The sequence below is a fragment of the Aeromicrobium flavum genome (assembly GCF_007992115.1).
Taxonomy (GTDB): Bacteria; Actinomycetota; Actinomycetes; order Propionibacteriales; family Nocardioidaceae; genus Aeromicrobium; species Aeromicrobium flavum.
The window spans coordinates 161,510-184,251 of record NZ_BJZQ01000003.1 but is presented as its reverse complement, the minus strand read 5'-3'; the positions used below and the strand labels follow the sequence as shown (position 1 = coordinate 184,251).

20 protein-coding genes are annotated in these 22,742 nt (G+C 71.8%); 13 read left to right on the top strand and 7 right to left on the bottom strand.

Annotated features, from left to right (window positions below; all coding sequences use genetic code 11):
- The first annotated feature begins 90 nt into the window (after positions 1 to 90).
- The 4 genes from AFL01nite_RS05350 to AFL01nite_RS05335 all read left to right on the top strand — a co-directional run bounded on the left by AFL01nite_RS05350 (position 91) and on the right by AFL01nite_RS05335 (position 4,515).
- Positions 91 to 1,077, top strand: a complete 987-nt coding sequence (locus AFL01nite_RS05350) for a hypothetical protein (protein ID WP_146826172.1) — start codon at positions 91 to 93, stop codon at positions 1,075 to 1,077.
- A complete protein-coding gene (locus tag AFL01nite_RS05345) occupies positions 1,074 to 1,913 on the top strand; it encodes a prephenate dehydratase (RefSeq protein ID WP_146826170.1) in 840 nt (279 codons plus the stop codon). The genes AFL01nite_RS05350 and AFL01nite_RS05345 overlap by 4 nt, the downstream gene beginning before the upstream one ends.
- Positions 1,910 to 3,010 (top strand): GNAT family N-acetyltransferase, encoded by a 1,101-nt coding sequence (locus tag AFL01nite_RS05340; RefSeq protein ID WP_146826168.1) that lies wholly within the window; start codon positions 1,910 to 1,912, stop codon positions 3,008 to 3,010. Before AFL01nite_RS05345 ends, AFL01nite_RS05340 begins: the two co-directional genes overlap by 4 nt.
- A gap of 83 nt (positions 3,011 to 3,093) precedes the next feature.
- The gene (locus AFL01nite_RS05335) at positions 3,094 to 4,515 is read left to right on the top strand and encodes a DHA2 family efflux MFS transporter permease subunit (RefSeq protein WP_146826277.1); all 1,422 of its coding nucleotides are present in this window, start codon (positions 3,094 to 3,096) and stop codon (positions 4,513 to 4,515) included.
- A 59-nt stretch (positions 4,516 to 4,574) separates the two neighbouring features.
- On the opposite strand, the gene AFL01nite_RS05330 is transcribed toward AFL01nite_RS05335, so the two are convergent.
- Complete coding sequence (locus AFL01nite_RS05330; protein ID WP_146826166.1) at positions 4,575 to 6,791, bottom strand: NADP-dependent isocitrate dehydrogenase; 2,217 nt, start codon at positions 6,789 to 6,791, stop codon at positions 4,575 to 4,577.
- A gap of 184 nt (positions 6,792 to 6,975) precedes the next feature.
- On the opposite strand from AFL01nite_RS05330, the gene AFL01nite_RS05325 reads away from it, so the two are divergent.
- Genes AFL01nite_RS05325 through AFL01nite_RS05310 form a run of 4 tightly spaced genes read left to right on the top strand, consistent with a single transcriptional unit; the run spans position 6,976 to position 10,745 of the window.
- Complete coding sequence (locus AFL01nite_RS05325) at positions 6,976 to 8,058, top strand: sulfate ABC transporter substrate-binding protein (protein ID WP_146826164.1); 1,083 nt, start codon at positions 6,976 to 6,978, stop codon at positions 8,056 to 8,058.
- 17 nt (positions 8,059 to 8,075) lie between these two features.
- Complete coding sequence (cysT, locus tag AFL01nite_RS05320) at positions 8,076 to 8,912, top strand: sulfate ABC transporter permease subunit CysT (protein WP_246119596.1); 837 nt, start codon at positions 8,076 to 8,078, stop codon at positions 8,910 to 8,912.
- Complete coding sequence (locus AFL01nite_RS05315) at positions 8,905 to 9,768, top strand: sulfate ABC transporter permease (RefSeq protein WP_246119595.1); 864 nt, start codon at positions 8,905 to 8,907, stop codon at positions 9,766 to 9,768. The genes cysT and AFL01nite_RS05315 overlap by 8 nt, the downstream gene beginning before the upstream one ends.
- An 11-nt stretch (positions 9,769 to 9,779) precedes the next feature.
- Positions 9,780 to 10,745, top strand: coding sequence for a sulfate/molybdate ABC transporter ATP-binding protein (locus AFL01nite_RS05310; protein ID WP_146826162.1), 966 nt, complete (start codon positions 9,780 to 9,782; stop codon positions 10,743 to 10,745).
- Positions 10,746 to 10,905: 160 nt separating this feature from the next.
- On the opposite strand, the gene AFL01nite_RS05305 is transcribed toward AFL01nite_RS05310, so the two are convergent.
- Positions 10,906 to 12,081, bottom strand: a complete 1,176-nt coding sequence (locus tag AFL01nite_RS05305) for an MFS transporter (RefSeq protein WP_186813821.1) — start codon at positions 12,079 to 12,081, stop codon at positions 10,906 to 10,908.
- 147 nt (positions 12,082 to 12,228) lie between these two features.
- On the opposite strand from AFL01nite_RS05305, the gene AFL01nite_RS05300 reads away from it, so the two are divergent.
- Genes AFL01nite_RS05300 through AFL01nite_RS05290 form a run of 3 tightly spaced genes read left to right on the top strand, consistent with a single transcriptional unit; the run spans position 12,229 to position 15,404 of the window.
- The gene (locus tag AFL01nite_RS05300; protein ID WP_146826160.1) at positions 12,229 to 12,801 is read left to right on the top strand and encodes a dihydrofolate reductase family protein; all 573 of its coding nucleotides are present in this window, start codon (positions 12,229 to 12,231) and stop codon (positions 12,799 to 12,801) included.
- Positions 12,802 to 12,846: 45 nt separating this feature from the next.
- A complete protein-coding gene (locus AFL01nite_RS05295; protein ID WP_246119594.1) occupies positions 12,847 to 14,313 on the top strand; it encodes a gamma-glutamyltransferase in 1,467 nt (488 codons plus the stop codon).
- 26 nt (positions 14,314 to 14,339) lie between these two features.
- Complete coding sequence (locus tag AFL01nite_RS05290) at positions 14,340 to 15,404, top strand: glycerophosphodiester phosphodiesterase family protein (protein ID WP_246119593.1); 1,065 nt, start codon at positions 14,340 to 14,342, stop codon at positions 15,402 to 15,404.
- Here AFL01nite_RS05290 and AFL01nite_RS05285 read toward each other — a convergent pair.
- From AFL01nite_RS05285 to AFL01nite_RS05275, 3 genes are read right to left on the bottom strand one after another with little or no spacing between them, the layout of a single operon-like run.
- Positions 15,325 to 15,609 carry a PspC domain-containing protein gene (locus AFL01nite_RS05285; RefSeq protein WP_146826158.1) on the bottom strand — a complete coding sequence of 95 codons (285 nt, stop codon included), beginning with the start codon at positions 15,607 to 15,609 and terminating at the stop codon, positions 15,325 to 15,327. The genes AFL01nite_RS05290 and AFL01nite_RS05285 overlap by 80 nt on opposite strands.
- Positions 15,606 to 15,794, bottom strand: a complete 189-nt coding sequence (locus tag AFL01nite_RS05280) for a hypothetical protein (protein ID WP_146826156.1) — start codon at positions 15,792 to 15,794, stop codon at positions 15,606 to 15,608. The genes AFL01nite_RS05285 and AFL01nite_RS05280 overlap by 4 nt, the downstream gene beginning before the upstream one ends.
- On the bottom strand, positions 15,791 to 17,062 hold the full coding sequence (locus tag AFL01nite_RS05275; protein ID WP_146826155.1) for a PspC domain-containing protein: 1,272 nt from the start codon (positions 17,060 to 17,062) through the stop codon (positions 15,791 to 15,793). Before AFL01nite_RS05275 ends, AFL01nite_RS05280 begins: the two co-directional genes overlap by 4 nt.
- Before the next feature lie 132 nt (positions 17,063 to 17,194).
- Between AFL01nite_RS05275 and AFL01nite_RS05270 the strand changes: the two genes are divergently transcribed.
- Together AFL01nite_RS05270 and AFL01nite_RS05265 are read left to right on the top strand one after the other, a co-directional pair.
- A complete protein-coding gene (locus AFL01nite_RS05270) occupies positions 17,195 to 18,472 on the top strand; it encodes an ATP-binding protein (protein WP_146826153.1) in 1,278 nt (425 codons plus the stop codon).
- The gene (locus AFL01nite_RS05265; protein ID WP_146826151.1) at positions 18,469 to 19,122 is read left to right on the top strand and encodes a LuxR C-terminal-related transcriptional regulator; all 654 of its coding nucleotides are present in this window, start codon (positions 18,469 to 18,471) and stop codon (positions 19,120 to 19,122) included. Before AFL01nite_RS05270 ends, AFL01nite_RS05265 begins: the two co-directional genes overlap by 4 nt.
- 139 nt (positions 19,123 to 19,261) lie before the next feature.
- On the opposite strand, the gene AFL01nite_RS05260 is transcribed toward AFL01nite_RS05265, so the two are convergent.
- The gene (locus tag AFL01nite_RS05260) at positions 19,262 to 20,449 is read right to left on the bottom strand and encodes a N(5)-(carboxyethyl)ornithine synthase (protein WP_146826149.1); all 1,188 of its coding nucleotides are present in this window, start codon (positions 20,447 to 20,449) and stop codon (positions 19,262 to 19,264) included.
- A gap of 88 nt (positions 20,450 to 20,537) precedes the next feature.
- Complete coding sequence (locus tag AFL01nite_RS05255; protein WP_146826147.1) at positions 20,538 to 22,676, bottom strand: DUF5005 domain-containing protein; 2,139 nt, start codon at positions 22,674 to 22,676, stop codon at positions 20,538 to 20,540.
- Positions 22,677 to 22,742: the final 66 nt, after the last annotated feature.

Genomic DNA, 22,742 nt, shown 5'->3' with positions numbered 1-22,742 from the left:
TCTTTCGACCTTTGGCCCACGTCGACCTCCCTCATCCACAGCCTGACCTGAGCCATGGCCAGCGGCGGCGGCGCAGCCGAGTGTCGGTCCATGCCCGACGTCCTCACCACTGCCCAAGCCATCGCGAGGTTCGACCGCGCGACCGTCCGACGCCACCTCCGCGCCGGGACGTGGCGACGACCCGCCCGCGGCGTCATCGTCACGCACAACGGGCCGCTGACGCAGGACCAACTCGAGCGCGTGGTCCTGGCCGCAAGCCCGGCGGGATCGGCGTTGGGCGGGCTCACCGCGGCGCGCCGGCTCGGCTTCACCGACTTCCCGCCTGACCGCGTCCACGTCGTCCTCCCGGCGGGGTCGAAAGCACCGGACCTGGACGCGGTCTTCCACTGGAGCACGATGCTCGACTCCCGTGACGTCATGGATCGCGAGCCACGCGTCACCACGCTCGAGCGCAGCATCGTCGACGCGGCGAGCTGGTCGGAGTCGAAATCGCGCGCGCGACTTCTGGTCCTGGCGGCGTTTCAGCAGCGCCTGACGGTCCTGCGCCGGATGCGCGACGCCCTGAGCCGGCGGGGGCCCTGCAGGTATCGCGCGGTGATCATCCAGTCGATCGTCGACGCGCACGGCGGGATCCAGTCACTGCCCGAACGCGACTTCGACGAGATCCGGGTCCTGGCCGGCTTGCCGGCCCCTGAGCGGCAGGCGCCGATGCGAGGCCCGGAGGGGCGGTACTACCTCGACGTGTGGCTGCCCCAGCTCAACCTGGCCATCGAGATCCACGGCATTCCCCACCTCTCGGTCCAACAGTGGAGCGACGACCTGCACCGGGCCAACGAGATCGTCATCGACGGCCGACGCACCCTCGCGTTCTCCTCCTTCGCGATTCGCCACGAGCGGCAGGTCGTCATCGATCAACTGCGGCGCGCGGCAGGACTGCACCGCGTCGATCTTGGGTCGGTTCAGCCCACATATGGGCCGAACCGACCCAAGATCCGGGCCCGAGGTGGGCCAAAGGTCGAAAGATCCGTCCCCACCGGGTCGGACCCGGCGAGCGGCGGCCGTACGCTGGGCCGGTGACGCGCATTGCCTACCAGGGAGAGCCCGGCTCGAACTCCCACCTGGTCATCGACCTCCACCACCCCGACGCCGAGGCGGTGCCGTGCGCATCGTTCGAGGACGCGTTCGCGGCCGTCAGCTCGGGGCAGTGCGACCTCGCGATGATCCCGATCGACAACTCGCTCGCCGGCCGGGTGGCCGACATCCACCACTTCCTGCCCACCAGCGGGCTGCACATCGTCGGCGAGCACTTCCTGCCGATCAAGTACGCCCTCATGGGCACGGCCGGCACGACGCTCGACACGATCAAGACCGTGCACAGCCACGTGCACGCCCTCGGCCAGTGCCGCCGGATCATCCGTGAGCACGGGTGGACGCCGCTGGTCTCGGGCGACACCGCCGGCGCCGCCCGCGAGATCGCCGAGGCGAACGACGTCTCGGCCGCCGCGATCTCTCCCCCGCTGGCCGCGGGCATCTACGGTCTCGAGGTCCTCGCGACCGACCTCGAGGACGAGGCCCACAACACGACCCGCTTCGTGCTGCTGTCGCGCGAGGACCGCCGCGCACCCGCCGGCAACGGCCCGGTCGTCACGACCTTCATCTTCAACGTCCGCAACCTGCCCGCCGCCCTCTACAAGGCCCTCGGCGGCTTCGCGACCAACGGCATCAACATGACCAAGCTCGAGAGCTACATGGTCGGCGGCGAGTTCGCGGCCACGATGTTCCTCGCCGAGGTCGACGGACACCCCGACGACCCCGGGCTGGCGCGCGCCTTGGAGGAGCTGCAGTTCTTCACCACCGAGATCAAGGTGCTGGGGGCCTACCCCGCCGACCCGTTCCGGGCCACGAACACGTGACGGGCCCCGGCTGGCCGCTCAACGTCCCGGTCCTCAGCGACGGGGTCGTCACGCTCCGCGCCCACACCCCGGCCGACGTCGACCGCGCGCTGGAGATGGCGCAGGACCCCGAGTTCGTCCGCTGGACCGCCGTGCCCACGCCGCACTCGCGCAGCATGAGCGAGCAGTTCGCGCTCGAGGTCGTCCCGAAGAACTGGAACGACGGCGTGGCGATGTGCTGGGCGATCGAGTTCGAGGGCCGGTACGCGGGCAACGTCGACGTCCGCGGCAAGGGCGTCCTGGCCGACATCGGCTTCGGCCTGCACCCCGACTGCCGCGGCCACGGGGTCATGACCGCCGCTGTCGCGCTCGCGATCGACCATGCCTTCGTCGAGGCCGGCAAGGAGGCCGTGCAGTGGCACGCCCACGTCGGCAACCTGGGCAGCCTGCGCGTCGCGCACGCGTGCGGGTTCCGTCTGCACGGCACCCAGCCCGACCTGCTGCTGGAGCGCGGCCGGATCCTCGACGGGTGGACCGGATCAATCCGGTTCGGTGACGCCCCGGTGCCCCGCACGACGTGGCGCGAGTCGACCCTGCGCACCGACCGGTTCACGCTGCGTCCCCTCCGCACGGCCGACGCGCCCCGCATCGTCGAGGCGTGCACCGACCCCAGCACCCGGCACTTCCTGTCGCACCTGCCCGAGCCGTACGGCCCCGCGGACGCCCTCGCGTACATCCACGACGCATGGTGGAAGGCCGCGATCGGGCGCAACGAGACCTGGGCGATCGCCGACGGTGACGACCGCCTCCTCGGCACGATCAACGTCATGGGGCTGGACGACCCCGCCGGCGGAGTCGGCGAGATCGGCTACTGGACCCACCCCGACGCGCGACGCCAGGGCGTGATGACCGAGGCCGCGCGAGCCGTCGTCGACCACGCCTTCGATCCGGACGGACTCGATCGCCGGCGCCTCGCGATCGTGGCGGCCGAGGGCAACACCGGCAGCCGGCGCATCGCGGAGTCCCTCGGCTTCGCGCACTACGGCACCGAGCACGGCACCGCCCGGCTGGCCGACGGCACGGTCACCGACCACCACCTCCACGAGCGGCTCCGCTGAACCGGGCGTAGATTCCCCGGGTGAGTTCCCCCGGCGCGCCCGACCGGACGCTCCCCGACAACCCCTGGCCCGCCCTGTGGGCGATGGTCATCGGCTTCTTCATGATCCTGGTCGACTCGACCATCGTGTCGGTGGCGACGCCGGCCATCCGCGACGACCTGGCCACCGACTACAACTCGGTCATCTGGGTCACCAGCGCCTACCTGCTGGCCTACGCCGTGCCGCTGCTGATCACCGGCCGGCTGGGCGACCGCTTCGGACCCAAGCGCGTCTACCTCGTCGGCCTGACCGTCTTCACGCTGTCGTCGCTGTGGTGCGGCCTGACCGGCTCGGTCGAGGGACTCATCATCGCCCGCGTGTTCCAGGGCCTGGGCGCGTCGATGATGACGCCCCAGACGATGGCCGTCATCACGCGCACCTTCCCGGCCGACAGCCGCGGCCGCGCGATGGCGCTGTGGGGCGCCACCGCCGGCGTCGCGACGCTCGTCGGCCCGGTCCTCGGCGGCGTGCTGGTCGACACGGCCGGCTGGGAGTGGATCTTCTTCATCAACGTCCCCGTCGGCGTCGTCGGCTTCGTGCTGGCGATGCGGCTCGTGCCCGACCTCGGCACGCACACGCACAGCTTCGACTGGCTTGGTGTGGCCCTGAGCGCGGTGGCGATGTTCCTCATCGTCTTCGGCATCCAGGAGGGCGAGGAGTACGACTGGGGCACGGTCACCGGCTGGATCTCCGTGCCGCTGCTGATCGGGGCCGGCCTGGCGGTGCTGGCCGTCTTCGTGGGGTGGCAGGCGCGCAACCGGCGCGAGCCGCTGGTGCCGCTGGCGCTGTTCCGCGACCGCAACTTCTCGGTCTCCAACGTCGCCATCTCCACCGTCTCGTTCTCGGTGACGGCGATGGCGTTCCCGTTCATGCTCTGGACGCAGACGGTGCTGGGCTACGACGCCACCCAGTCGGGCCTGCTCTTCGTGCCCATGGCGGTCGTGACCGCGGCGATGGCGCCGGTCGTCGGCAGGATGAGCGACCGCCTGCCCCCGCGCCGCCTGGCCTCGGTCGGGTTCGCCACCTCCGCGATCGCGCTGCTCGGCACGACCTGGGTGATCGCGCCCGACACCCCGCTGTGGCAGTTGCTGGCGCTGAACGCGCTGCTGGGCCTCGGCAACGCGTTCCTGTGGGCGCCGCTGGCCTCCACCGCCACGCGCAACCTGCCGATGTCCTCGGCCGGCGCCGGCTCGGGCGTCTACAACACCACCCGTCAGGTCGGCGCGGTGCTCGGCTCCGCCGCGATCGCCGCGGCCATCTCGAGCCGGCTGGCGGTGCACCTGCCCGGCGCCGGCGAGGCCGCGTCCCGGGGCACCGGCGACGCGCGCCTGCCCGCCGAGCTGGCCGGCCCGTTCTCGGACGCCATGTCCGAGGCGATCCTCGTCCCGGCGCTGGCGTTCGCCGTGGGCCTGGTCGTCGTGCAGTTCTTCGCTCCGCCGAGCCACGCGCGACCGACCGAGCCCTGAGCGCGGACAGACGAAAGGGGCGGCCGGGAGATCCCGGCCGCCCCTTCGTGTGATCAGGCTCAGAGCGAGGCGAGCGCCTCGTTGAACGTCGTGCTCGGCCGCATGATCTTCTCGGCCTTCTGCGGGTCGGGCTGGTAGTAGCCGCCGATGTCGGCGGGCTGGCCCTGCACGGCGAGCAGCTCGTCGACGATCGTCTGCTCCTGGCTCGCCAGCTTCTCGGCCAGCGGACCGAAGGCGGACGCCAGCTCGGCGTCGTCGCCCTGCTGCGCCAGCTCCTGGGCCCAGTAGAGCGCCACGTAGAAGTGCGACCCACGGTTGTCGATCGTGCCGAGCTTGCGGCCCGGCGAGCGGTCGTGCTCGAGGAAGCTCGCGGTCGCGCGGTCGAGCGCGTCGGCCAGGACCTGCGCCTTCGCGTTGCCCGTCGTCGTGGCGTAGTGCTCCAGGCTCGGGACGAGGGCGAAGAACTCACCGAGCGAGTCCCAGCGCAGGTAGTTCTCCTTGACGAGCTGCTGCACGTGCTTGGGCGCCGAACCGCCGGCACCGGTCTCGAACAGGCCACCGCCGTTGATCAGCGGCACGACCGACAGCATCTTGGCGCTGGTGCCGAGCTCGAGGATCGGGAACAGGTCGGTGTTGTAGTCGCGCAGCACGTTGCCGGTGACGCTGATCGTGTTGAGGCCCTGACGCAGGCGCTCGACCGTGACCTTCGTGGCCTCGACCGGCGACATGACGCGGATGTCGAGGCCGTCGGTGTCGTGATCGGCCAGGTACTCGTTGACCTTGGCGATCAGGTTGGCGTCGTGGGCGCGCGACTCGTCGAGCCAGAAGATCGCCGGGTCGCCCGTGGCGCGGGCGCGGTTGACGGCCAGCTTGACCCAGTCGCGGACCGGGACGTCCTTGGTCTGGCAGGCGCGCCAGATGTCGCCCTGCTCGACCGCGTGCTCCATCAGCACGTCGCCGGCGGCGTTGACCACGCGCACCGTGCCGGCTGCGGGGATCTCGAAGGTCTTGTCGTGGGAGCCGTACTCCTCGGCCTTCTGCGCCATGAGGCCGACGTTCGGGACCGTGCCCATCGTCGACGGGTCGAACGCGCCGTGGGCGCGGCAGTCGTCGATGACGACCTGGTAGACGCCCGCGTACGAGCTGTCGGGGATCACCGCGAGGGTGTCGGCCTCCTGGCCGTCCGGGCCCCACATGTGACCCGAGGTGCGGATCATCGCCGGCATCGAGGCGTCGACGATGACGTCGCTCGGCACGTGCAGGTTGGTGATGCCCTTGTCGGAATCGACCATCGCCAGCTCCGGGCCGTCGGCCAGCTCGGCGTCGAACGACGCCTTGATCTCCGCGGCGTTCGGCAGCGACGCGAGGCCGGCCAGGATGCCGCCGAGACCGTCGTTGGGGCTCAGGCCCGCAGCGGCGAGGTCGGCGCCGTACTGCGCGAACGTCTTCGGGAAGAAGGCGCGCACGACGTGGCCGAAGATGATCGGGTCGGAGACCTTCATCATCGTGGCCTTGAGGTGCACCGAGAACAGCACACCGTCGGCCTTGGCCTTCGCGATCTGTGCCGTCAGGAACTCCTGCAGCGCGGCCACGTTGATCTTCGTGGCGTCGACGATCTCGTCGGCGATGACCGGCAGCGACTCCTTGAGCACCGTGGTCGTGCCGTCCTGGCCGACCAGCTCGATGCGGAGCGTGTCGTCGGCGTCGAGGATCACGGACTTCTCGTTGTCACGGAAGTCGTCGACGCCCATGGTGGCCACGTTGGTCTTCGAGTCCGCCGACCAGGCACCCATCGAGTGCGGGTGCTGCTTGGCGTAGTTCTTGACCGAGACGGGCGCGCGGCGGTCGGAGTTGCCCTCGCGCAGGACCGGGTTGACCGCCGAGCCCTTGACCTTGTCGTAGCGGGCGCGGATGTCGCGCTCCTCGTCGGTCTGCGGGTCCTCGGGGTACTCCGGCATCTCGTAGCCCTGCTCGCGCAGCTCGGCGATCGCCGCCTTGAGCTGCGGGACCGAGGCCGAGACGTTCGGCAGCTTGATGATGTTCGCCTCGGGCCGCTGCGCCAGGTCGCCGAGCTCGGCGAGGGCGTCGGCCCCGCGCTGGCTCTCGGGCAACAGGTCACTGACGGCCGCGATGAGGCGGCCGGCGAGCGAGATGTCCCGGGTCTCGACCTTGACGCCGGCCTGCGAGGCGTACGCCTCGAGGATCGGCAGGAAGGAGTAGGTGGCGAGGGCGGGAGCCTCGTCGGTGTGCGTGTAGATGATCGTCGAGTCCGTCACGCCCCCCAAACTACCGGGTCGGCCGGTCACCGCTCGGGTCGCCCGGCGCTCGGCGACCCCTAGCGGACCGCTCATTGTGTAGTTAACCGGTCCACAATATGAACATGCTCCTGAATCGGCTCCCGTCGGCCTACGGTGACTTCTCGACGCACCGTCCGGTGCCCGACACGACAGGAGAACGCCGATGACTCGGCTCACGCACCCCCGCCTGCTCACCACGGCCGTGGGCCTGACCCTGGCCGCCCTGCTCGCCAGCTGCGCATCGGACGCCTCCGACTCCGGGGAGACCATCAACCTGGTCGGCTTCGCCGTGCCGGAGGCCGCCAACAAGGCCATCGCCGCGAAGTTCACGAAGACCGACGAGGGCGAGGGCACGAGGTTCAAGACGTCGTACGGACCCTCGGGCGACCAGAGCCGCGCGGTCGTCGACGGCCTCAAGGCCGACTACGTCCACCTGTCGGTCGGCACCGACGTCGACCGCCTGGTCGACGAGGGCCTCGTCGACGAGACGTGGGACGACGGCGCCAACCAGGGCATCGTCTCGACCTCGGTCGTCGTGCTCGGCGTCCGCGAGGGCAACCCGAAGAACATCCAGGGCTGGGACGACCTGACCAAGCCGGGCGTCGAGATCGTCACGGCCAACCCGGCCTCGTCCGGCGCCGCCCGCTGGAACGCGCTCGCCGCCTGGGGCCACATCACCGAGAACGGCGGCTCCGAGCAGGAGGCCACGCAGTTCATCGACGACGTGTTCGCCAACGTGGTCTCGCTGACCAACAGCGGCCGCGACGCGACGCAGTCGTTCCTCAGCGGCACCGGCGACGTCCTGCTCGCCTACGAGAACGAGGCGATCCTGGCCGCACAGAACGGCGAGGGCTTCGAGTACGTCATCCCCGAGACCACGCTGCTGATCGAGAACCCCGGTGCCGTCCTCAAGGAGGCGTCCCCGGTCGCTTCCGACTGGCTCGACTTCGTGCTGAGCACCGAGGGCCAGAAGCAGTTCGCGCTCAAGGGCTTCCGTCCGCTGAACACCGCCCAGCCCGGCGTCGCCGACCTCGACGCGGTGGGCGTGAAGCCGGCCGACATCAAGGGCGCGCCGAGCGCCGACGACCCCTTCCCCGCCGTCAAGAACCTGATCACGCTGGAGAAGAACTTCGGCGGACCCGGCTGGGGCGAGGTCAAGGACAAGCTCTTCGGCGACGGCAAGGACGGCAAGCCCGTCGGCATCGTCACGAAGTCCATCTCCAAGTCCGGCAAGGCTGCCGGCTGAGAGATGAGGACACTCTCGTGAGCACCACCACGACCGGCTGGCCGGGCCTCTCCCGGCCAGCCGGCTCCGTCACCCTGACGCGCACCTCGGGTATCGGGCTGGGCCTGACCATGACCTGGTTCAGCCTGCTGGTCCTGATCCCGCTCGCGGCGGTCATCGTCACCGCCACCGAGGGCGGATGGACGAACTTCTGGTCCGCGATCACGAACGAGCAGACGTCGCGGGCCATCGTCCTGACCCTGCTGGCCGCGACGGCGGTCACCGTCGTCAACGTGTTCATGGGCACCGCGATCGCCTGGGTGCTCGTGCGCGACCGGTTCTGGGGCAGGTCCGCCCTGGACGTGCTGATCGACATCCCCTTCGCCCTGCCGACGATCGTCGCCGGCCTCGTCCTGCTGTCCCTCTACGGCAACGACAGCCCGCTGGGCATCAACGTCGCCAACACCTCGTGGTCGGTGTACCTGGCGTTCCTGTTCGTCACGCTGCCGTTCATCGTGCGCATGGTCCAGCCGGTGCTCGAGTCGCTCGACCTCGACATCGAGGAGGCCGCCGCGTCGCTGGGCGCGAGCCGCTTCACGACCTTCCGCCGGATCATCCTGCCGAGCCTGGCCCCGGCGATCGCCGCCGGTGCCACGTTGTCCTTCGCCCGCGGCGTCGGCGAGTACGGCTCGCTGGTCCTGCTCTCGGGCAACCTGCCGTTCGAGTCCGAGGTCGCCTCCGTGCGCATCCTCGGCGCGATCGAGAACGACAACCCGGCGGCGGCCGCCTCGGTGGCGACGCTGCTGCTGGTCGTGTCGCTGCTCGTCATCGTCGCCCTAGACGTCATCCAGCGACGGGTGGCCCGGCGTGATTGACACGATCGTGGCACCCCCCGAGCCGTCCGCCCCGACGCGACAGCGCCGGGCCCGGAAGGGACCGGTCACCTACCTCGTCCGGCTCCTCGTCGTCGCGTACCTGTTCCTGCTCGTCGCGTGGCCGGTGTCGCTCGTCGTCACCCACACCTTCGAGAACGGGCTGGACGCCCTGCGCACCCTCTTCGAGGACCCCGACATCGTCCACGCGATGCGGCTCACCGTCGTCGCCGCCGTCGTCGCCACCGTCATCAACACGGTCTTCGGCGTCAGCGTCTCGCTGCTGCTGGTCCGCACCGAGTTCCCCGGCAAGCGGGTGCTGAGCGCGCTGCTCGACCTGCCGCTGGCGATCTCGCCGATCGTGGTCGGCCTGGCCCTCGTGCTGGTCTACGGCGGGCGTGGCGGCTGGTTCGGGCCCACCTTGGAGAGCTGGGGCCTGCAGATCATCTTCTCGACCCCGGGCATCATCCTGGCGACGGCGTTCGTCGCCCTGCCCCTGGTGATCCGCGAGGTCGTGCCCGTGCTCGGCGAGGTCGGCATCGAGCAGGAGCAGGCGGCGCAGTCACTCGGGGCCAATGGCTGGCAGACGTTCTGGCGCATCACGCTGCCGGGCATCCGCTGGGCGATCGTCTACGGCGTCGTCCTCACCCTGGCGCGCTCGCTGGGCGAGTTCGGTGCGGTCAAGGTCGTCTCGGGCAACATCCTCGGCGAGACCCGCACAGCGACCCTCGCGGTCGAGGAGAGCTACCTGAACTTCAACCAGGAGGGCGCGTACGCGATCGCCTTCCTCCTCGCCTCCGTCTCGGTCGCGTGCATCATCGTCGTCTCCATCCTGCGTGCGCGCGCGGCGGGGCACTGAAAGGTCACCCCATGAGCATTGAGATCCAGGGCGTCGGCAAGCGGTTCGGCGACTTCGTCGCGCTCGAGAACATCGACCTGTCGATCCCGACGGGCCAGCTGACGGCACTGCTGGGCCCCTCGGGCGGCGGCAAGTCCACCCTGCTGCGGATCATCGCGGGCCTGGAGAACGCCGACGAGGGCACCGTCGAGATCGAGGGCGTCAACGCCACCCAGCTGCCGCCGCAGAAGCGCAACGTCGGCTTCGTCTTCCAGCACTACGCCGCGTTCAAGCACATGACCGTCGCCAAGAACGTGGCGTTCGGGCTCGAGATCCGCAAGCGACCCAAGCACGAGATCAAGGCCAAGGTCGCCGAGCTGCTCGAGCTGGTGCACCTGAGCCAGTTCGCCGACCGCCTCCCGTCGCAGCTCTCGGGCGGCCAGCGCCAGCGCATGGCCCTGGCCCGCGCGCTCGCGATCGAGCCGAGCGTGCTGCTGCTGGACGAGCCGTTCGGCGCGCTGGACGCGAAGGTCCGCAAGGAGCTGCGTGACTGGCTGCGCCGGCTGCACGACGAGGTCCACGTGACGACCGTGTTCGTCACCCACGACCAGGAGGAGGCGCTCGAGGTCTCCGACTCGATCGTCGTGATCAACGAGGGACGCATCGAGCAAATCGGCTCGCCCGACGACCTCTACGACCGACCCGCCAACGAGTTCGTGCTCAGCTTCCTCGGCCCCGTCACCCAGCTCGGCGACCGCTCGATCCGGCCGCACGACATCGCGGTGTCGCCGATCGAGATCTCCTCGGCGGTGGAGGGCCGGATCACCCGCTGGACCCGCGTGGGCTTCGAGGTCCGGCTCGAGGTCACGCCCACCGATCCGCGGTTCGAGGACCGGGTGCTGGTCTCGCTGACGCGGGCCGAGGCGTCGGGACTGGGCGTGGGCGAGGGCTCGCTCGTGTGGCTCCGCCCGATGGACGGCGCGCTCACCCTCGTCTGACGGAAAGACGCTCGACGGCGCGGCAACTCCCGGTTACAGTGTGACCCACGTCTCAGAGCCCAGCTCTGGACCGCAGACGCTCGCCGGATCCCTGCTCCGGCGATCGCGATCTCCACGGGACGGTGGAGACGAGGGCGGTCGGGTCACCGCCCGGCCGCCCTCACTGCGGGAGTCGGCGCACCGGGGCCCACCGCAGGCCCAGCAGGAACACCACGAGGCCGGCCGCCGCCAGAGCGACACCCACGAGGGCCGGCGCGGCGTACCCGTGGCCGGCGGCGATCACCAAACCGCCGAGCCAGGCCCCCAGCCCGTTCGCGATGTTGAGGCTCGCGTGGTTGAGGGCGGCGCCGAGCATCTGGGCGTCGCCGGCCGCCGTCATCAGCCGGATCTGCAGGCCGACCGCGATGATGCTGCCGAGCGCGCCGATGAGGAAGACGCCGAGCAGGGCCACGGCGACCAGCTCGACGAACTGGTGGAACAGCACCAGGACCACGACGGTCGCGACGAGACCGCCGACGACCTGGCGGACGTTGTCCCAGTCGGCCAGCCGGCCGGCCGCCCACGTGCCGGTGACGGAACCGAAGCCGAAGACCAGCAGGAACAGCGGGATGACGCCGGACGCGAGGCCGACCTCGTCGGTGACGATCGGCGCGATGTAGCTGTACATCGCGAACACGCCGCCGAAGCCGACGACGCCGGTGAGGAACGCGGCGATCACGGCGGGCTCCCGCAGGGCGAACAGCTCGCTGAGGATGGTGGCGCGCGGATCGCCGGGCACCACCGGCACGAACGCCACCACGAGGGCTGCCGCGGCCACGGCGATCACGACGACCAGGGCGTAGGCGGCGCGCCAGGACAGCGCCTGGCCCAGCCACGTGCTGGCGGGGACGCCGACGACGGTGGCCACCGACAGGCCCATCATCACCATGCTGATCGCTCGGCCACGGCGCCCCGCGGGGACCAGCGAGGCCGCCACCAGCGACGCGACACCGAAGTACGCGCCGTGCGGAAGGCCGGCGACGAAGCGCGCCAGCAGGACGGGGACGTACCCGCTCGCGACGGCCGTCAGCGCGTTGCCGAGCGCGAGGCCGGCGAGCAGCCACAGCAGCAGGGCCCGCTTGGGCATCCGTGCGGCCAGGGACACGATGAGCGGCGCTCCCACCACCACGCCGAGCGCGTAGGAGGAGATGATGTGGCCGGTCGTGGGGATGTCCTCGTCGATGCCGGCCGCGACGTCGGGCAGCAGGCCCATCGTCACGAACTCCGTGGTGCCGATGGCGAAGCCGCCCAGCGCGAGGGCCAGCAGGGCGAGCGCCACATGGCGGGGTCGGGTCATCACGTCGGTCTGGGTCGCCACTTCTCTTCCAAGGCTCCCGGCCCCGGGACCATTCCGCGACCGGCGTGCGAATCACGTCACGCCCGTCGGGCCGCGGCCCTGCGGACGTCCTTGCGAACCGTCGGACCCGGCCGCGAGGATCGACACATGACCCGCTTCGTCTTCAACACGGCCGCGACCCTGGACGGCTACCTGGCCGACCGCGACCACTCCCTGTCCTGGCTGTTCGAGGTCGACGGCGGCACCCCCGACGCTCCCGAGCACGCCGATCACTTCAGCGCGTTCCTCGAGGGGATCGGCGTGACGGTGCTCGGCTCGTCGACGTACGAGTGGCTGCTGCGCGAGACCGGCGCCCTGAAGGACCCTGCCGCCTGGACGAGCGCGATCTCGACCAAGCCTGCCTTCCTGTTCACCTCCCGCGACCTGCCCACTCCCCCGGGCGCCGACCTGACGGTGGTGTCCGGCGACGTGACGCGCCACCTCGACGCCATCCGCGACCGGGCCGGCGACCGAGACGTGTGGGTCATGGGCGGCGGCGACCTCGTGGGACAGTTCGCCGACGCCGGCGCGCTGGACGAGATCCAGATCAGCGTCGCGCCCGTCACGCTGGGCGCCGGGCAGCCGCTGCTGCCCCGCCGACTCGGCGCCGACCGGCTGCACCTGACGAGCGTCGAGCAGCGCGGTCAGTTCGCCCACCTGACCTACCGCGTGGGTGGCTGAGCCGCGCAGCGCGCCGACCCGGCGCCGGACCCGTACCCTGAGCGCGTGACCAGCGTCGCCATCGCCGCCCCGAACACCGCTGCGGCGGATGCGGGTGAGGCGATGGTCCGGGCCGGCGGCAACGCCATCGACGCGGCCCTTGCGGCCGCCTTCGTCACGATGGCGAACGAGGTGGGGATGGTGTCGCCCAGCGCGGGCGGGTTCCTGACGATCCAGCCGCCCGACGGCTCTTCCCCCGTGACGATCGACGGCTGGATGGACATGCCCGGGCGCGACGTGCCCGAGCGGCTGGGTCAGGGCACGTGGGACGTGCACAACCCCTACGGCGGCGGCGTCACGATCACGATCGGCCCCGGGTCCGTCGCGACCCACGGAGCCATCGCGGCGTTCGGCGAGGCTCACCGGCGCTGGGGCCAGCTGCCCTGGGCCGAGCTCGTCGCTCCGGCCGTCGACGTCGCCCGCAACGGCTTCTGGCTGAGCGCCGCCTCGCGGTACTACCTCGACTACGTGCACGAGGCGATCTTCGGCTGGGACGAGACGAGTCACGCGGTCGTCCACGGCCCCGACGGGCAGGTCGCCGACCACCACCTCGTGCTGCCCCACCTGGCCGACTCGCTCGACCTGGTCGCCCGTCGCGGCCCGCAGGAGTTCTACACCGGCGAGCTCGGCCACGCCATCGCGGCGGACGTGCTGGAGCGCGGCGGGCTCCTCGGGCCGTCCGACCTCGCCGCCTACGCACCCGTCGTGCGTCCCGCCCTGACGGCGCGGATGGAGGGCTGGACCCTCGGCACGAACCCGCCGCCGGCCGTCGGGGGCGTCTGCGTCGCGGCGATGCTGCGGCTCATGGCGGGCCACGGCCTGAGTGAGCGCGACCACCTCCTGCGGGTCCAGCGGCGCGTCCTGGGCGAGCGGCTCCGGGTCTTCGACCACACCGACGACCTCGAGCGCGACGCCGCGGCGTTCCTCGACCTGGTCGATCGCGACGCTCTCGGCGCGCTCGAGTCCGGCTCCACCGCGCACGTCTCGACGACGGACACCGACGGCACGGCGTGCGCCGTGACCATCTCGTCGGGTTACAGCTCGGGGATGATCGCCCGCGACACCGGCATCTGGCTGAACAACTGCCTCGGCGAGCAGGAGCTCAACCCGCGCGGCCTGCACGGCCTGCCCTTCGGGTCGCGGCTGCTCTCGAACATGGCGCCCACGGTCGGGCGCCACGTCGACGGCGGCATCCTCGCGATCGGGTCCCCCGGCGCCGACCGCATCACCACCGCGATCGTCCAGGCGCTGACCGGGCTGGTCGAGGACGGGCTCACGCTCCAGGAAGCGATCGACCACCCGCGCGTCCACGTCCACGCGCCGGGGACCTCGCACGAGGAGGTCAAGGTCGAGGACCCCGACGACCTGACCATGTACTTCGGCGGCGTCTCGGGCACCCTCTGCACCGCGGCCGGCGAGCTCGTCGCGGCCGCCGACCCCCGCCGCGACGGCGCCGTCCGCATCGTGTCCTGAGGCCGGCATCGGCTTACGCTGAGCCGGTGACCGCATCGCTCGTGGCCGAGCCCGTCGTCATCGCGCACCGCGGCGTGCCCGGATCACGACTCGAGCACACCCGCCCCTCGTACCTGCTGGGGATCGAGGAGGGGGCCGACTACATCGAGCCCGACGTCGTCGCCACGAAGGACGGGGTGCTCGTGGTCCGCCACGAGAACGAGATCGGCGGCACCACCGACGTGGCCGACCGGCCGGAGTTCGCCCACCTGCGCACGACGAAGTTCATCGACGGGCTGCCGCTGACGGGCTGGTTCACCGAGGACTTCACGCTCGAGGAGATCAAGACCCTCCGCACGCGCGAGCGACTGCCGCGGCTGCGCCCGCAGAACCTGCCGCTCAATGACACCGAGCCGCTGCTCACCCTCGACGAGGTCATCGACATCGCCGACGCCGAGAACGCCCGCCGCGGCCCGGACGCGGAGCCGATCGGCGTCTACGTCGAGACGAAGCACCCGACGTACTTCCGGGGCCTCGGCCTGGACCTGAACGATCGCCTGATCGAGGTGCTGGAGCGACGCGGCCTCAACCGCGAGGGCGCGAAGGTGACGATCCAGTCGATGGAGACGTCGAATCTCAAGGCCCTGCGCGACCGCACCCCGCTGCCGCTCGTGCAGCTGATGGAGCGGATGGGCGGCCCCTACGACCTGGTCGCCACGTACGACCCCCGCGACTACGCCGCGCTCACGACCCCGCGGGAGCTGGCGAAGATCGCCGAGTACGCCCAGGGCATCGGTCCGAACAAGAGCCTCGTGATCGCGCGCGACACGAAGCAGCACCTGCTCGGCGAGACCGGCCTCGTCCGGGACGCGCACGAGGTCGGCCTCTTCGTCCACATCTGGACGATGCGCAACGAGAACAACTTCCTGCCCCGCCAGTTGCGCACCAGCGAGGACAAGGCCGCCCCCGGCGACGCGACGGCCGAGCTGCTGGCCTTCTACGCCGCCGGGGTCGACGGGGTGTTCTCGGACTTCACACGGACGGCGGTGGCTGCGCGGACGGCCCATCGGTCGGGCCGGCCGGCGGATACGTCGGGTACGTCGGGTACGTGACGTCCTCCTGCGGCATCAGCAGCCAGGCCGCCAGGTAGACCAGCAGGGTCGTCCCGAGGCCGAGGAGCACCAGCGCGACGGTGACGATGCGGATGATGTTCACGTCGACACCGGAGTACTCGGCCAGGCCGCCGCAGACGCCGGCGAGCCACTTGTCGTTCCTGCTGCGGGTCAGCCGCTTGGGGCTGGGGGTGGGTGAGGTCATGAGTTGCTGCTCCTGAGGGTGAGGGCGATGCCGGCGATTCCGGCGACGATGAGGGCCACGGGACCGGCGACGACGAGGTTCTCGACCGTCACCCATCCGTGGAAGAGAGCCGCCCATGCCGCCACGACGAGGGCGAACAGGACGCCGAAGACGAGCGCGTCCCAGCGGACGGGATGGGTGTTCATGCGCGGACCACCGAGATCTCGCCCGCCGTGCCGGTGATGACGATGCGATAGGCCCCGGGGGCGTCGGAGGGCTGTTCGATCGCTGGGTCGTTGCCGTCGGCCACCTCGCCGAAGACCTCGATGCGGCCGCCGAGGGACAGCGACGCGTCGACGTGGACGTCGAGCCCGTCGGGCACGATGACCGTGGTCTGGCCGAGGCCGTTGCTGATCTCCAGCGTACGACCGGTGAGGGCCTCGGGGTCGCGGACGGACGTGAGGTCGACCTTCACCTCGCCGAAGCCCTGCTCGATCGGCTTCGCGATCGCCGCGGCCGAGGTGGGCCGCAGGTCCAGGTCGCCGGCCTCGAGGTTGGGCACGAACGAGGCCAGGACCAGGACCGGCACGAGCAGCAGGCCGACGGGGACGAGGGCCCCGGGGTGACCGACCCGCGTGCCGACGAGCAGTCCCGCCGCGACGATGCCGAGGGCGACCGCGGGGTAGACGGCGGCGTCGAGCGGCTCCTGGGTGACGGACCAGAGCGCCAGGGCTCCCATCGCCACCAGGATCGCCGAGAGCGTGACGAGCAGCAGGGCCGGCGACCAGGGCTCGCGTCGCGGTCGCGGCGGCAGGACCGCCGAGGCGGGCGGCCGCGGTGGCGGCGCCGGCGACCCGGGCTCGTCGAGCACGGTGGTCGGCTCGGGGTGGGCGAGGGTCTCGGTCATGTCGGTGTCTCCTGGGGTCGCCGTGGTGTCGGCGTCGTGGGCCGGGGTGGCCGCGAAGGGCGCGGGTGCCGGGGACGATGGGAACGGCGGCCGGTGGGGCGGTTGGTAGGGGGGCGGAGGCGTGGAGCGCCGGAGCGCCGCCTTGCGCGGCCGCACGACGAGCAGCCAGTACAGGCCCAGGAACGGAACCGCCAGCCACGCCAGCACCCACATCGGCCACCAGAACCAGCCGCCGACACCCCAGGCCGTGTCGCCGAGGATCGCGGCCAGCGCGATCACACCGGCGACGATCAGTCCGATCGTCCGCAGTTGGGAGTCGGACCGGACGTCGAAGGTCTCGCTCAGCACGCTGCGATCGGAACCCTCGGCGGGGATGAGCAGCCAGCAGGCCAGGTAGAGGATCGGGCCGGCGAACCCGGCGACGGTCAGGACGACGAAGCCGATCCGCACGATGACGGGGTCGATGTCGAGGGACCGCGCGATGCCGCCGGAGACGCCGCCCAGGAGCTTGTCGCCGGTGGTGCGTCGCATGGCGTCGAGCTGCGATCCGGGCGTCGGAGTGGTCATGGCACCAGCCTGCCCGTCCGGCGGGGGTGGCCACCATCGGGTGAACCCCTGGTGTTCCCCCGAGACCCGTCGTGGACGGACCGGGGTCGCACCTGATGGCGTCCGCGCGTGCTCGCGTGTGAGGCTGGGGCCATGACGACCGCCGCACCCGACGCCGCGGGGCCCTCCCGGCGCTCGGCCGACGGGTTCCGCCGCGCGCACCGACCGGCCGACGCGCGCGTCGTGGCCGGCGTCAGCGCCGGCCTCGCCGAGCACCTGGGTCTCCCCGTGGTGTGGGTCCGCGTCGGCTTCGTCATCGCCACCTTCGTGCACGGCACCGGCCTGCTCGCCTACCTGCTGCTGTGGTGGTTCCTGCCGCTGCAGGCACCCCAGGACCCCCCCGGGCTGGCCTCGGCCAGCCGTCGCGGACTGCGTGGCGGCACGCGCGGCCCGGCCCGACGTGACGTCGTCCAGAGCGCCGCGATGCTCGCGATCGGCGTCGGCGTCCTGGCGCTCATGACCATGGCCGACGGCTGGCTGCAGGGCTGGGTGCTGCCGTCGCTGCTCGTGGTCACCGGGATCGCGGTCGTCTGGCGGCTGTTCGACGACGCGACCTGGAACTCGTGGCTTCGTCAGACCGAGGGGCTGGCCTACGTCGTGCGCCTCCTGGTGGGGGTCGTCCTGATCGGCCTGGGGGCCGTCTACGTGCTGACGGTGAACCGGGGCTGGTCGGCCGCGGTCGACTTCGGCGCCGCGCTCGCGATCGCGATCGTCGGCATCAGCCTGATCCTGGGCCCGTGGATCCTCGGGCTCTGGACCGACCTCGGCGAGGAGCGGCGCGAGCGCATCCGGTCGCAGGAGCGCGCCGACGTCGCCGCCCACCTGCACGACTCCGTCCTGCAGACCCTGGCCCTGCTGCAGAAGAACGCCTCCGACCCCGCCGCCGTCGCCACCCTGGCCCGCCGGCAGGAGCGCGAGCTGCGGGAGTGGCTGTACGGGCGGCAGGGCGAGGCCACCACGTTCGCGGCCGGGATCCGTGAGCTCGCCGGTGAGGTGGAGACCAACCACCGGGTGCCCGTCGAGGTCGTCACGGTCGGCGACGCCGTCCTCGACGACGCGGTCCGCGCGCTGCTCGCCGCCACGGGCGAGGCCGTCGTCAATGCCTCCAAGCACTCCGGGGCCGAGCGCGTCGACGTGTACGCCGAGCGGGTGGCCACCGCCGACGGCGACCGCCTCGAGGTCTTCGTCCGCGACCGCGGCAGCGGCTTCGATGCCGCCACCGTCCCCGACGACCGGCTGGGCGTCCGCGGCTCGATCATCGGTCGAGCCGAGCGCCACGGCGGCACCGCCCGCATCCGCAGCACGCCCGGCGAGGGCACGGAGGTCGCGTTGACCATGCCCGTGCCGCCGGCCCAGAAGGAGACCCCATGAGCGCCCCGAGCGTCCTGTCCGTCCTGATCGTCGACGACCACGCGATGTTCCGCACCGGCGTGCGGGCCGAGCTCGAGCGGCTCGACAGCGGTCGCGTGGCGGTGGTGGGCGAGGCGGAGGACGTCGACACCGCCGTCGCTGCCGTCGCCGCGCTGCGTCCGGACGTCGTGCTGCTCGACGTGCACCTGCCCGGTGGCGGCGGGCCCGAGGTCATCCGCCGCACGAGCGCCGGCACGACCTTCCTCGCGCTGTCCGTCAGCGACGCCGCCGAGGACGTCATCGGCGTCATCCGCTCCGGGGCGCGCGGCTACGTCACCAAGAACATCTCCGCCGCCGAGCTGCTCGACGCGATCGACCGGGTCGCCGGCGGCGACGCCGTGTTCAGCCCGCGGTTGGCCGGCTTCGTGCTCGACGCGTTCGCCGGCACGATCGAGGTCGCCCAGGTCGACGAGGACCTCGACCGGCTGACCGAGCGCGAGCGCGAGGTCATGCGGCTCATCGCGCGCGGCTACGCGTACAAGGAGGTCGCGAAGGAGCTGTTCATCTCCGTCAAGACCGTCGAGACGCACGTCTCCAGCGTCCTGCGCAAGCTGCAGCTGTCGAGCCGCCACGAGCTCACCCGCTGGGCCAACGACCGCCGGCTGATCTAGCGCGGCGCGGCTCCCCTCGCTCCGCTCCGCCCTCTCCGCTCCGTCCCCTCCTCCACTTTTGGTCTCGGATGCACGTTCGCGAGCACGATCGAGGTGGATCCGCGACCAAAAGTGGAGATGGGCGCGCGCCGGGTGCGCGTCAGGCGACCGGCAGCACCGGGTGCGGGTAGGCGTCCGCGCGGTGCTGGAACGACAGGACCGCCGGGTTGACGACCTCGCCGTCGCGGATCTCGATCGCGCGGGAGACGACGGACGTGCCGTCCCAGGCTGCGGGGCCGCCGAGGACGACCTCCAGGTGCGGCAGCAGCGCCGAGCTGATCTCCCACGACGCCGAGTCCCACAGCAGCGACGGGCTGTGGTCGACGGCGTAGTAGAGCAGGTTGCTCGCGCCCACGAGGAACGACGGATCGTCGAACGTCGTCGGCCGGGCCCAACTGAAGCCCATGCCCTCGTCGCACGACACGTCGACGATGATGCTGTCGGCCGGGAACGCCTTCAGGTCGGTCTCGTCGAGGAACATCAACGGCGCCTCGGGGTCCTGCAGGACACAGTTCACGACGATGTCGCTGTCGGCGAGGAACTCCGCCACCGACACCCGCCCGTCCGGCGCCTGGGCCCACATCGTGCCCGTCGCCTCGTCGTGCTCGAGCTGGACGATCCACGTGCCGGGGATAGGCGACCCGACGGCCGCGACGTCGCGGTTCGTCAGCACGTTCACCTCGGTCACGCCGTGGGCGTTGAGGGCCGTCACCGCACCGCGGGCGGTGGCACCGAAGCCGATGACGGTGGCGGTGAGCCGGCGTCCGTAGGCCCCGGTCCGGCCGGCGAGCTCGAGTGCGTGCAGCACCGAGCAGTAGCCCGCGAGCTCGTTGTTCATGTGGAAGACGTGCAGCGCGAAGCGGCCGTCCGCCGTCCAGTGGTTCATCGCCTCGAAGGCGATCAGGGTGAGCCGGCGGTCGATGGCCACCTGGGTCAGCACCGGGTCCTGCACGCAGTGCGGCCAACCCCAGACGGTCTGTCCCTCGCGCATCTCCTCGAGGTCCTCGGCCTGCACCTTGGGCAGCAGGATGACGTCGCAGTCGGCGATCAGCTCGGCCCGCGAGGCGATGCGCGCCACGAACGGCAGCAGGTCGGCGTCGGTGACCCCGAACCGCTCCCCGTAGCCGTGCTCCAGGTGGATCGAGCCGCGCAGCGCGGGATCCAGGTCGGCGAGGTGCCGCGGGTGGATCGGCAGCCGGTGCTCGTTCTCCTTGCGCGAGTGCGCCAGGACGCCGAGGGAAAGAGGGGGGTCAGCTCGCCGGGGCGATGGAGCGGCCGCGTCGGCCATGAGGATTCCCTTGATGGGGGACCTGAGAGGTCCCGATGCCTCACGGTACGCCCTGCGGGACCGCCTCCCGACCACGTGAGGACCGCGATCAGGGCAACTCGACCCGCAGGAACTCCGGTCGGTAGAGGCTCGGGTCGGACTGGACGTCGCCGTCGGTCGTGTTCCGGCTGACCGACACGACCATCGTCCCCGGCTCGGGGAACAGGTCGGGGTGCGCCAGGGGCATGTACCGCAGCTCGGAGCCGGTCGACGGGATCTGCGCCACCGGCGGGGCCGCGGTGAACGGGCCCGTCGGCGAGGGCGACTCCCACACCACGAGGTCGGTGCCCACGAAGTCCGACTGCTTGCTCAGCGCGTACCAGCTGTCGCCCTCGCGGAACACCGAGAAGGTCTGGGAGACGCCCTCGGCCTGGTCGATGACCGTGGCGGCTCGCCCGGCGTCGCGCTGCCACCGCACGCCGTCCCAGTACCGCCACGCAGTCTGGTCGGTGATGTCGGTGAGCTTCGCCCGCGCGACCGAGACCGCGCGGCCGAACCCCTCGCCGGCGGTGCGGCTGGTGCCGTAGAGGTAGACCGAGTCGCCCACCACCGCCGCCGCCGAGCCCCACACGGGCCGGGCGGGGTCGTCGTCGTCCCGGCCGAGGTCGACGACGCGCTGCAGGACGGGCGCGCGTCCGGCCTCGACCCGGAAGATCGCGACGGAGGGCCCGAGGTTGCGGAAGTCGAACAGGTCGTCGCCGGTCTGCTCGACGCGTTGCGTCATCACCCCGACGAGGTCGTGCCCCAGCTCGACCGCCGCGATCGACATCGGCCAGTAGCCCACCCCGTCGGCACGGTCGGGTATGAGCGCGCCCTTGTTGCGTCGCTGCACCAGGCCCGTGCAGCCGGGGCTGAGCACGAGCATCGAGTTGCGCACCATCGTTCGGCTGGCGTAGTCGGGCCGGCGGATGGTGTCGCCGAAGACGAACAGCCGGCGGCCGTCGGCCAGCGCCGTGCTGGCGCCGACGTCGCCACCGACGAAGCCCGCGAAGTCGCTGACGGTCTCGATCCTCTGGTTGAGCTCGTCCACGCTCCGGGGCTGGGGCCCGGGCCGGCAGGTCACCGTCACCGCGGGCTCGGGCACCGAGACGGTGAACGCCGGGACGGCCGGGGTGACGACGAGGACGCCGGCCAGGACGATCGCGCCGACCGTGGCGACGACGGGACGGCGTCGCAGCGAGGGGTGGAGGTGCCGCAGGCCGGACCGGGGGTCGGCCTCGGTGGCCGCGACGGTGGTGGCCGCGAGCCCGAGCATCGTCCACAGCATCATCATCAGCACGACCCGGTCGGCACCCGCGCCGTCGAAGGACGCCAGCCCGCGGATGCCCCAGGTGGCCGCACCCGGCGGGAGCCAGGCCAGCAGGGTCGGCCACACCACCGGCATCGGGGTCAGCGGCCAGGCCCCGATCGCCCCGGGCACCCCGAGGACCAGGCCGAGGACGGCCAGGGCCAGTCCGAGCCGTCCGAACCACGCGATCAGGGCGAGGGTGACGGACCCGACGCCGACCACGACGAGGGCGCCCAGCCCGGCCAGGGCCCAGAAGGGCGCGTCGAAGCGGTCGATGACCACGTCGCTGAGCAGCGCTCCCCCGACGCCGGCGACCGCCGCGCCCGCCGTCAGGACGCCGAACCGCACGACCACGAGGCCGGGCCCGGCCGAGCGGGCCCCGAACACGAACCCCAGCAGCGCGGCGAACGCGACCCCGAGCAGTGCCCAGGCCGTGCCCAGACGGAACGGGCCGACGCCCTGCGGGTCGCGGGCACTCACGGCAATCCGGTCGACCACGCGGATCTCCTGGCCGCTGACCGCCAGCAGCTCCCGGACCACCTCCTGGACCCTCTCGGACTCCGCCCGTCCCCCGGCGCTGGCCACCCAGAGCGTGTGGCGCCCGCCGTCGCCCATCACCAGGACCGCGCTCACGCCGCGGTCGCGCAGGCTCGACGACGCCGCCTGCCGCGACGGGCTGAGTCGCGCCGCGAGCGACCCGACGGCCGGCCCGTTGAGCGCGTCGCGCAGGGTCGTGGCGTCCGGCTCGGGCCCGACGACGGCCACCGGGATCTCGCGGGGGGCGGCCTGGGTCAGGCCCGGCAGCTCCGACGCCGGGTCGACCCGCACGAGCAGCACGGTGAGCAGCATCGCCAGCACGAACCCGCCTGCGGTCAGGCGAGCCCCACGGACGCGATGCATGAGGTCACCGTAGCGACGACCACGCCCTGAGCCGGGCCCCGGCCTCTCCTCGCAGGCCTGTCGGGC

Excerpts from the sequence above, each read along its gene's own strand:
- AFL01nite_RS05270 (WP_146826153.1), top strand. The coding sequence starts at position 17,195 with ATGACGACCGCCGCACCCGACGCCGCGGGGCCCTCCCGGCGCTCGGCC.
- AFL01nite_RS05300 (WP_146826160.1), top strand. The coding sequence starts at position 12,229 with ATGACCCGCTTCGTCTTCAACACGGCCGCGACCCTGGACGGCTACCTG.
- AFL01nite_RS05260 (WP_146826149.1), bottom strand. The coding sequence starts at position 20,449 with ATGGCCGACGCGGCCGCTCCATCGCCCCGGCGAGCTGACCCCCCTCTT.
- AFL01nite_RS05285 (WP_146826158.1), bottom strand. The coding sequence starts at position 15,609 with ATGACCTCACCCACCCCCAGCCCCAAGCGGCTGACCCGCAGCAGGAAC.
- AFL01nite_RS05335 (WP_146826277.1), top strand. The coding sequence starts at position 3,094 with ATGGTCATCGGCTTCTTCATGATCCTGGTCGACTCGACCATCGTGTCG.
- AFL01nite_RS05265 (WP_146826151.1), top strand. The coding sequence starts at position 18,469 with ATGAGCGCCCCGAGCGTCCTGTCCGTCCTGATCGTCGACGACCACGCG.
- AFL01nite_RS05350 (WP_146826172.1), top strand. The coding sequence starts at position 91 with ATGCCCGACGTCCTCACCACTGCCCAAGCCATCGCGAGGTTCGACCGC.
- AFL01nite_RS05310 (WP_146826162.1), top strand. The coding sequence starts at position 9,780 with ATGAGCATTGAGATCCAGGGCGTCGGCAAGCGGTTCGGCGACTTCGTC.
- AFL01nite_RS05255 (WP_146826147.1), bottom strand. The coding sequence starts at position 22,676 with ATGCATCGCGTCCGTGGGGCTCGCCTGACCGCAGGCGGGTTCGTGCTG.
- AFL01nite_RS05305 (WP_186813821.1), bottom strand. The coding sequence starts at position 12,081 with ATGACCCGACCCCGCCATGTGGCGCTCGCCCTGCTGGCCCTCGCGCTG.
- AFL01nite_RS05325 (WP_146826164.1), top strand. The coding sequence starts at position 6,976 with ATGACTCGGCTCACGCACCCCCGCCTGCTCACCACGGCCGTGGGCCTG.
- AFL01nite_RS05275 (WP_146826155.1), bottom strand. The coding sequence starts at position 17,062 with ATGACCACTCCGACGCCCGGATCGCAGCTCGACGCCATGCGACGCACC.
- AFL01nite_RS05280 (WP_146826156.1), bottom strand. The coding sequence starts at position 15,794 with ATGAACACCCATCCCGTCCGCTGGGACGCGCTCGTCTTCGGCGTCCTG.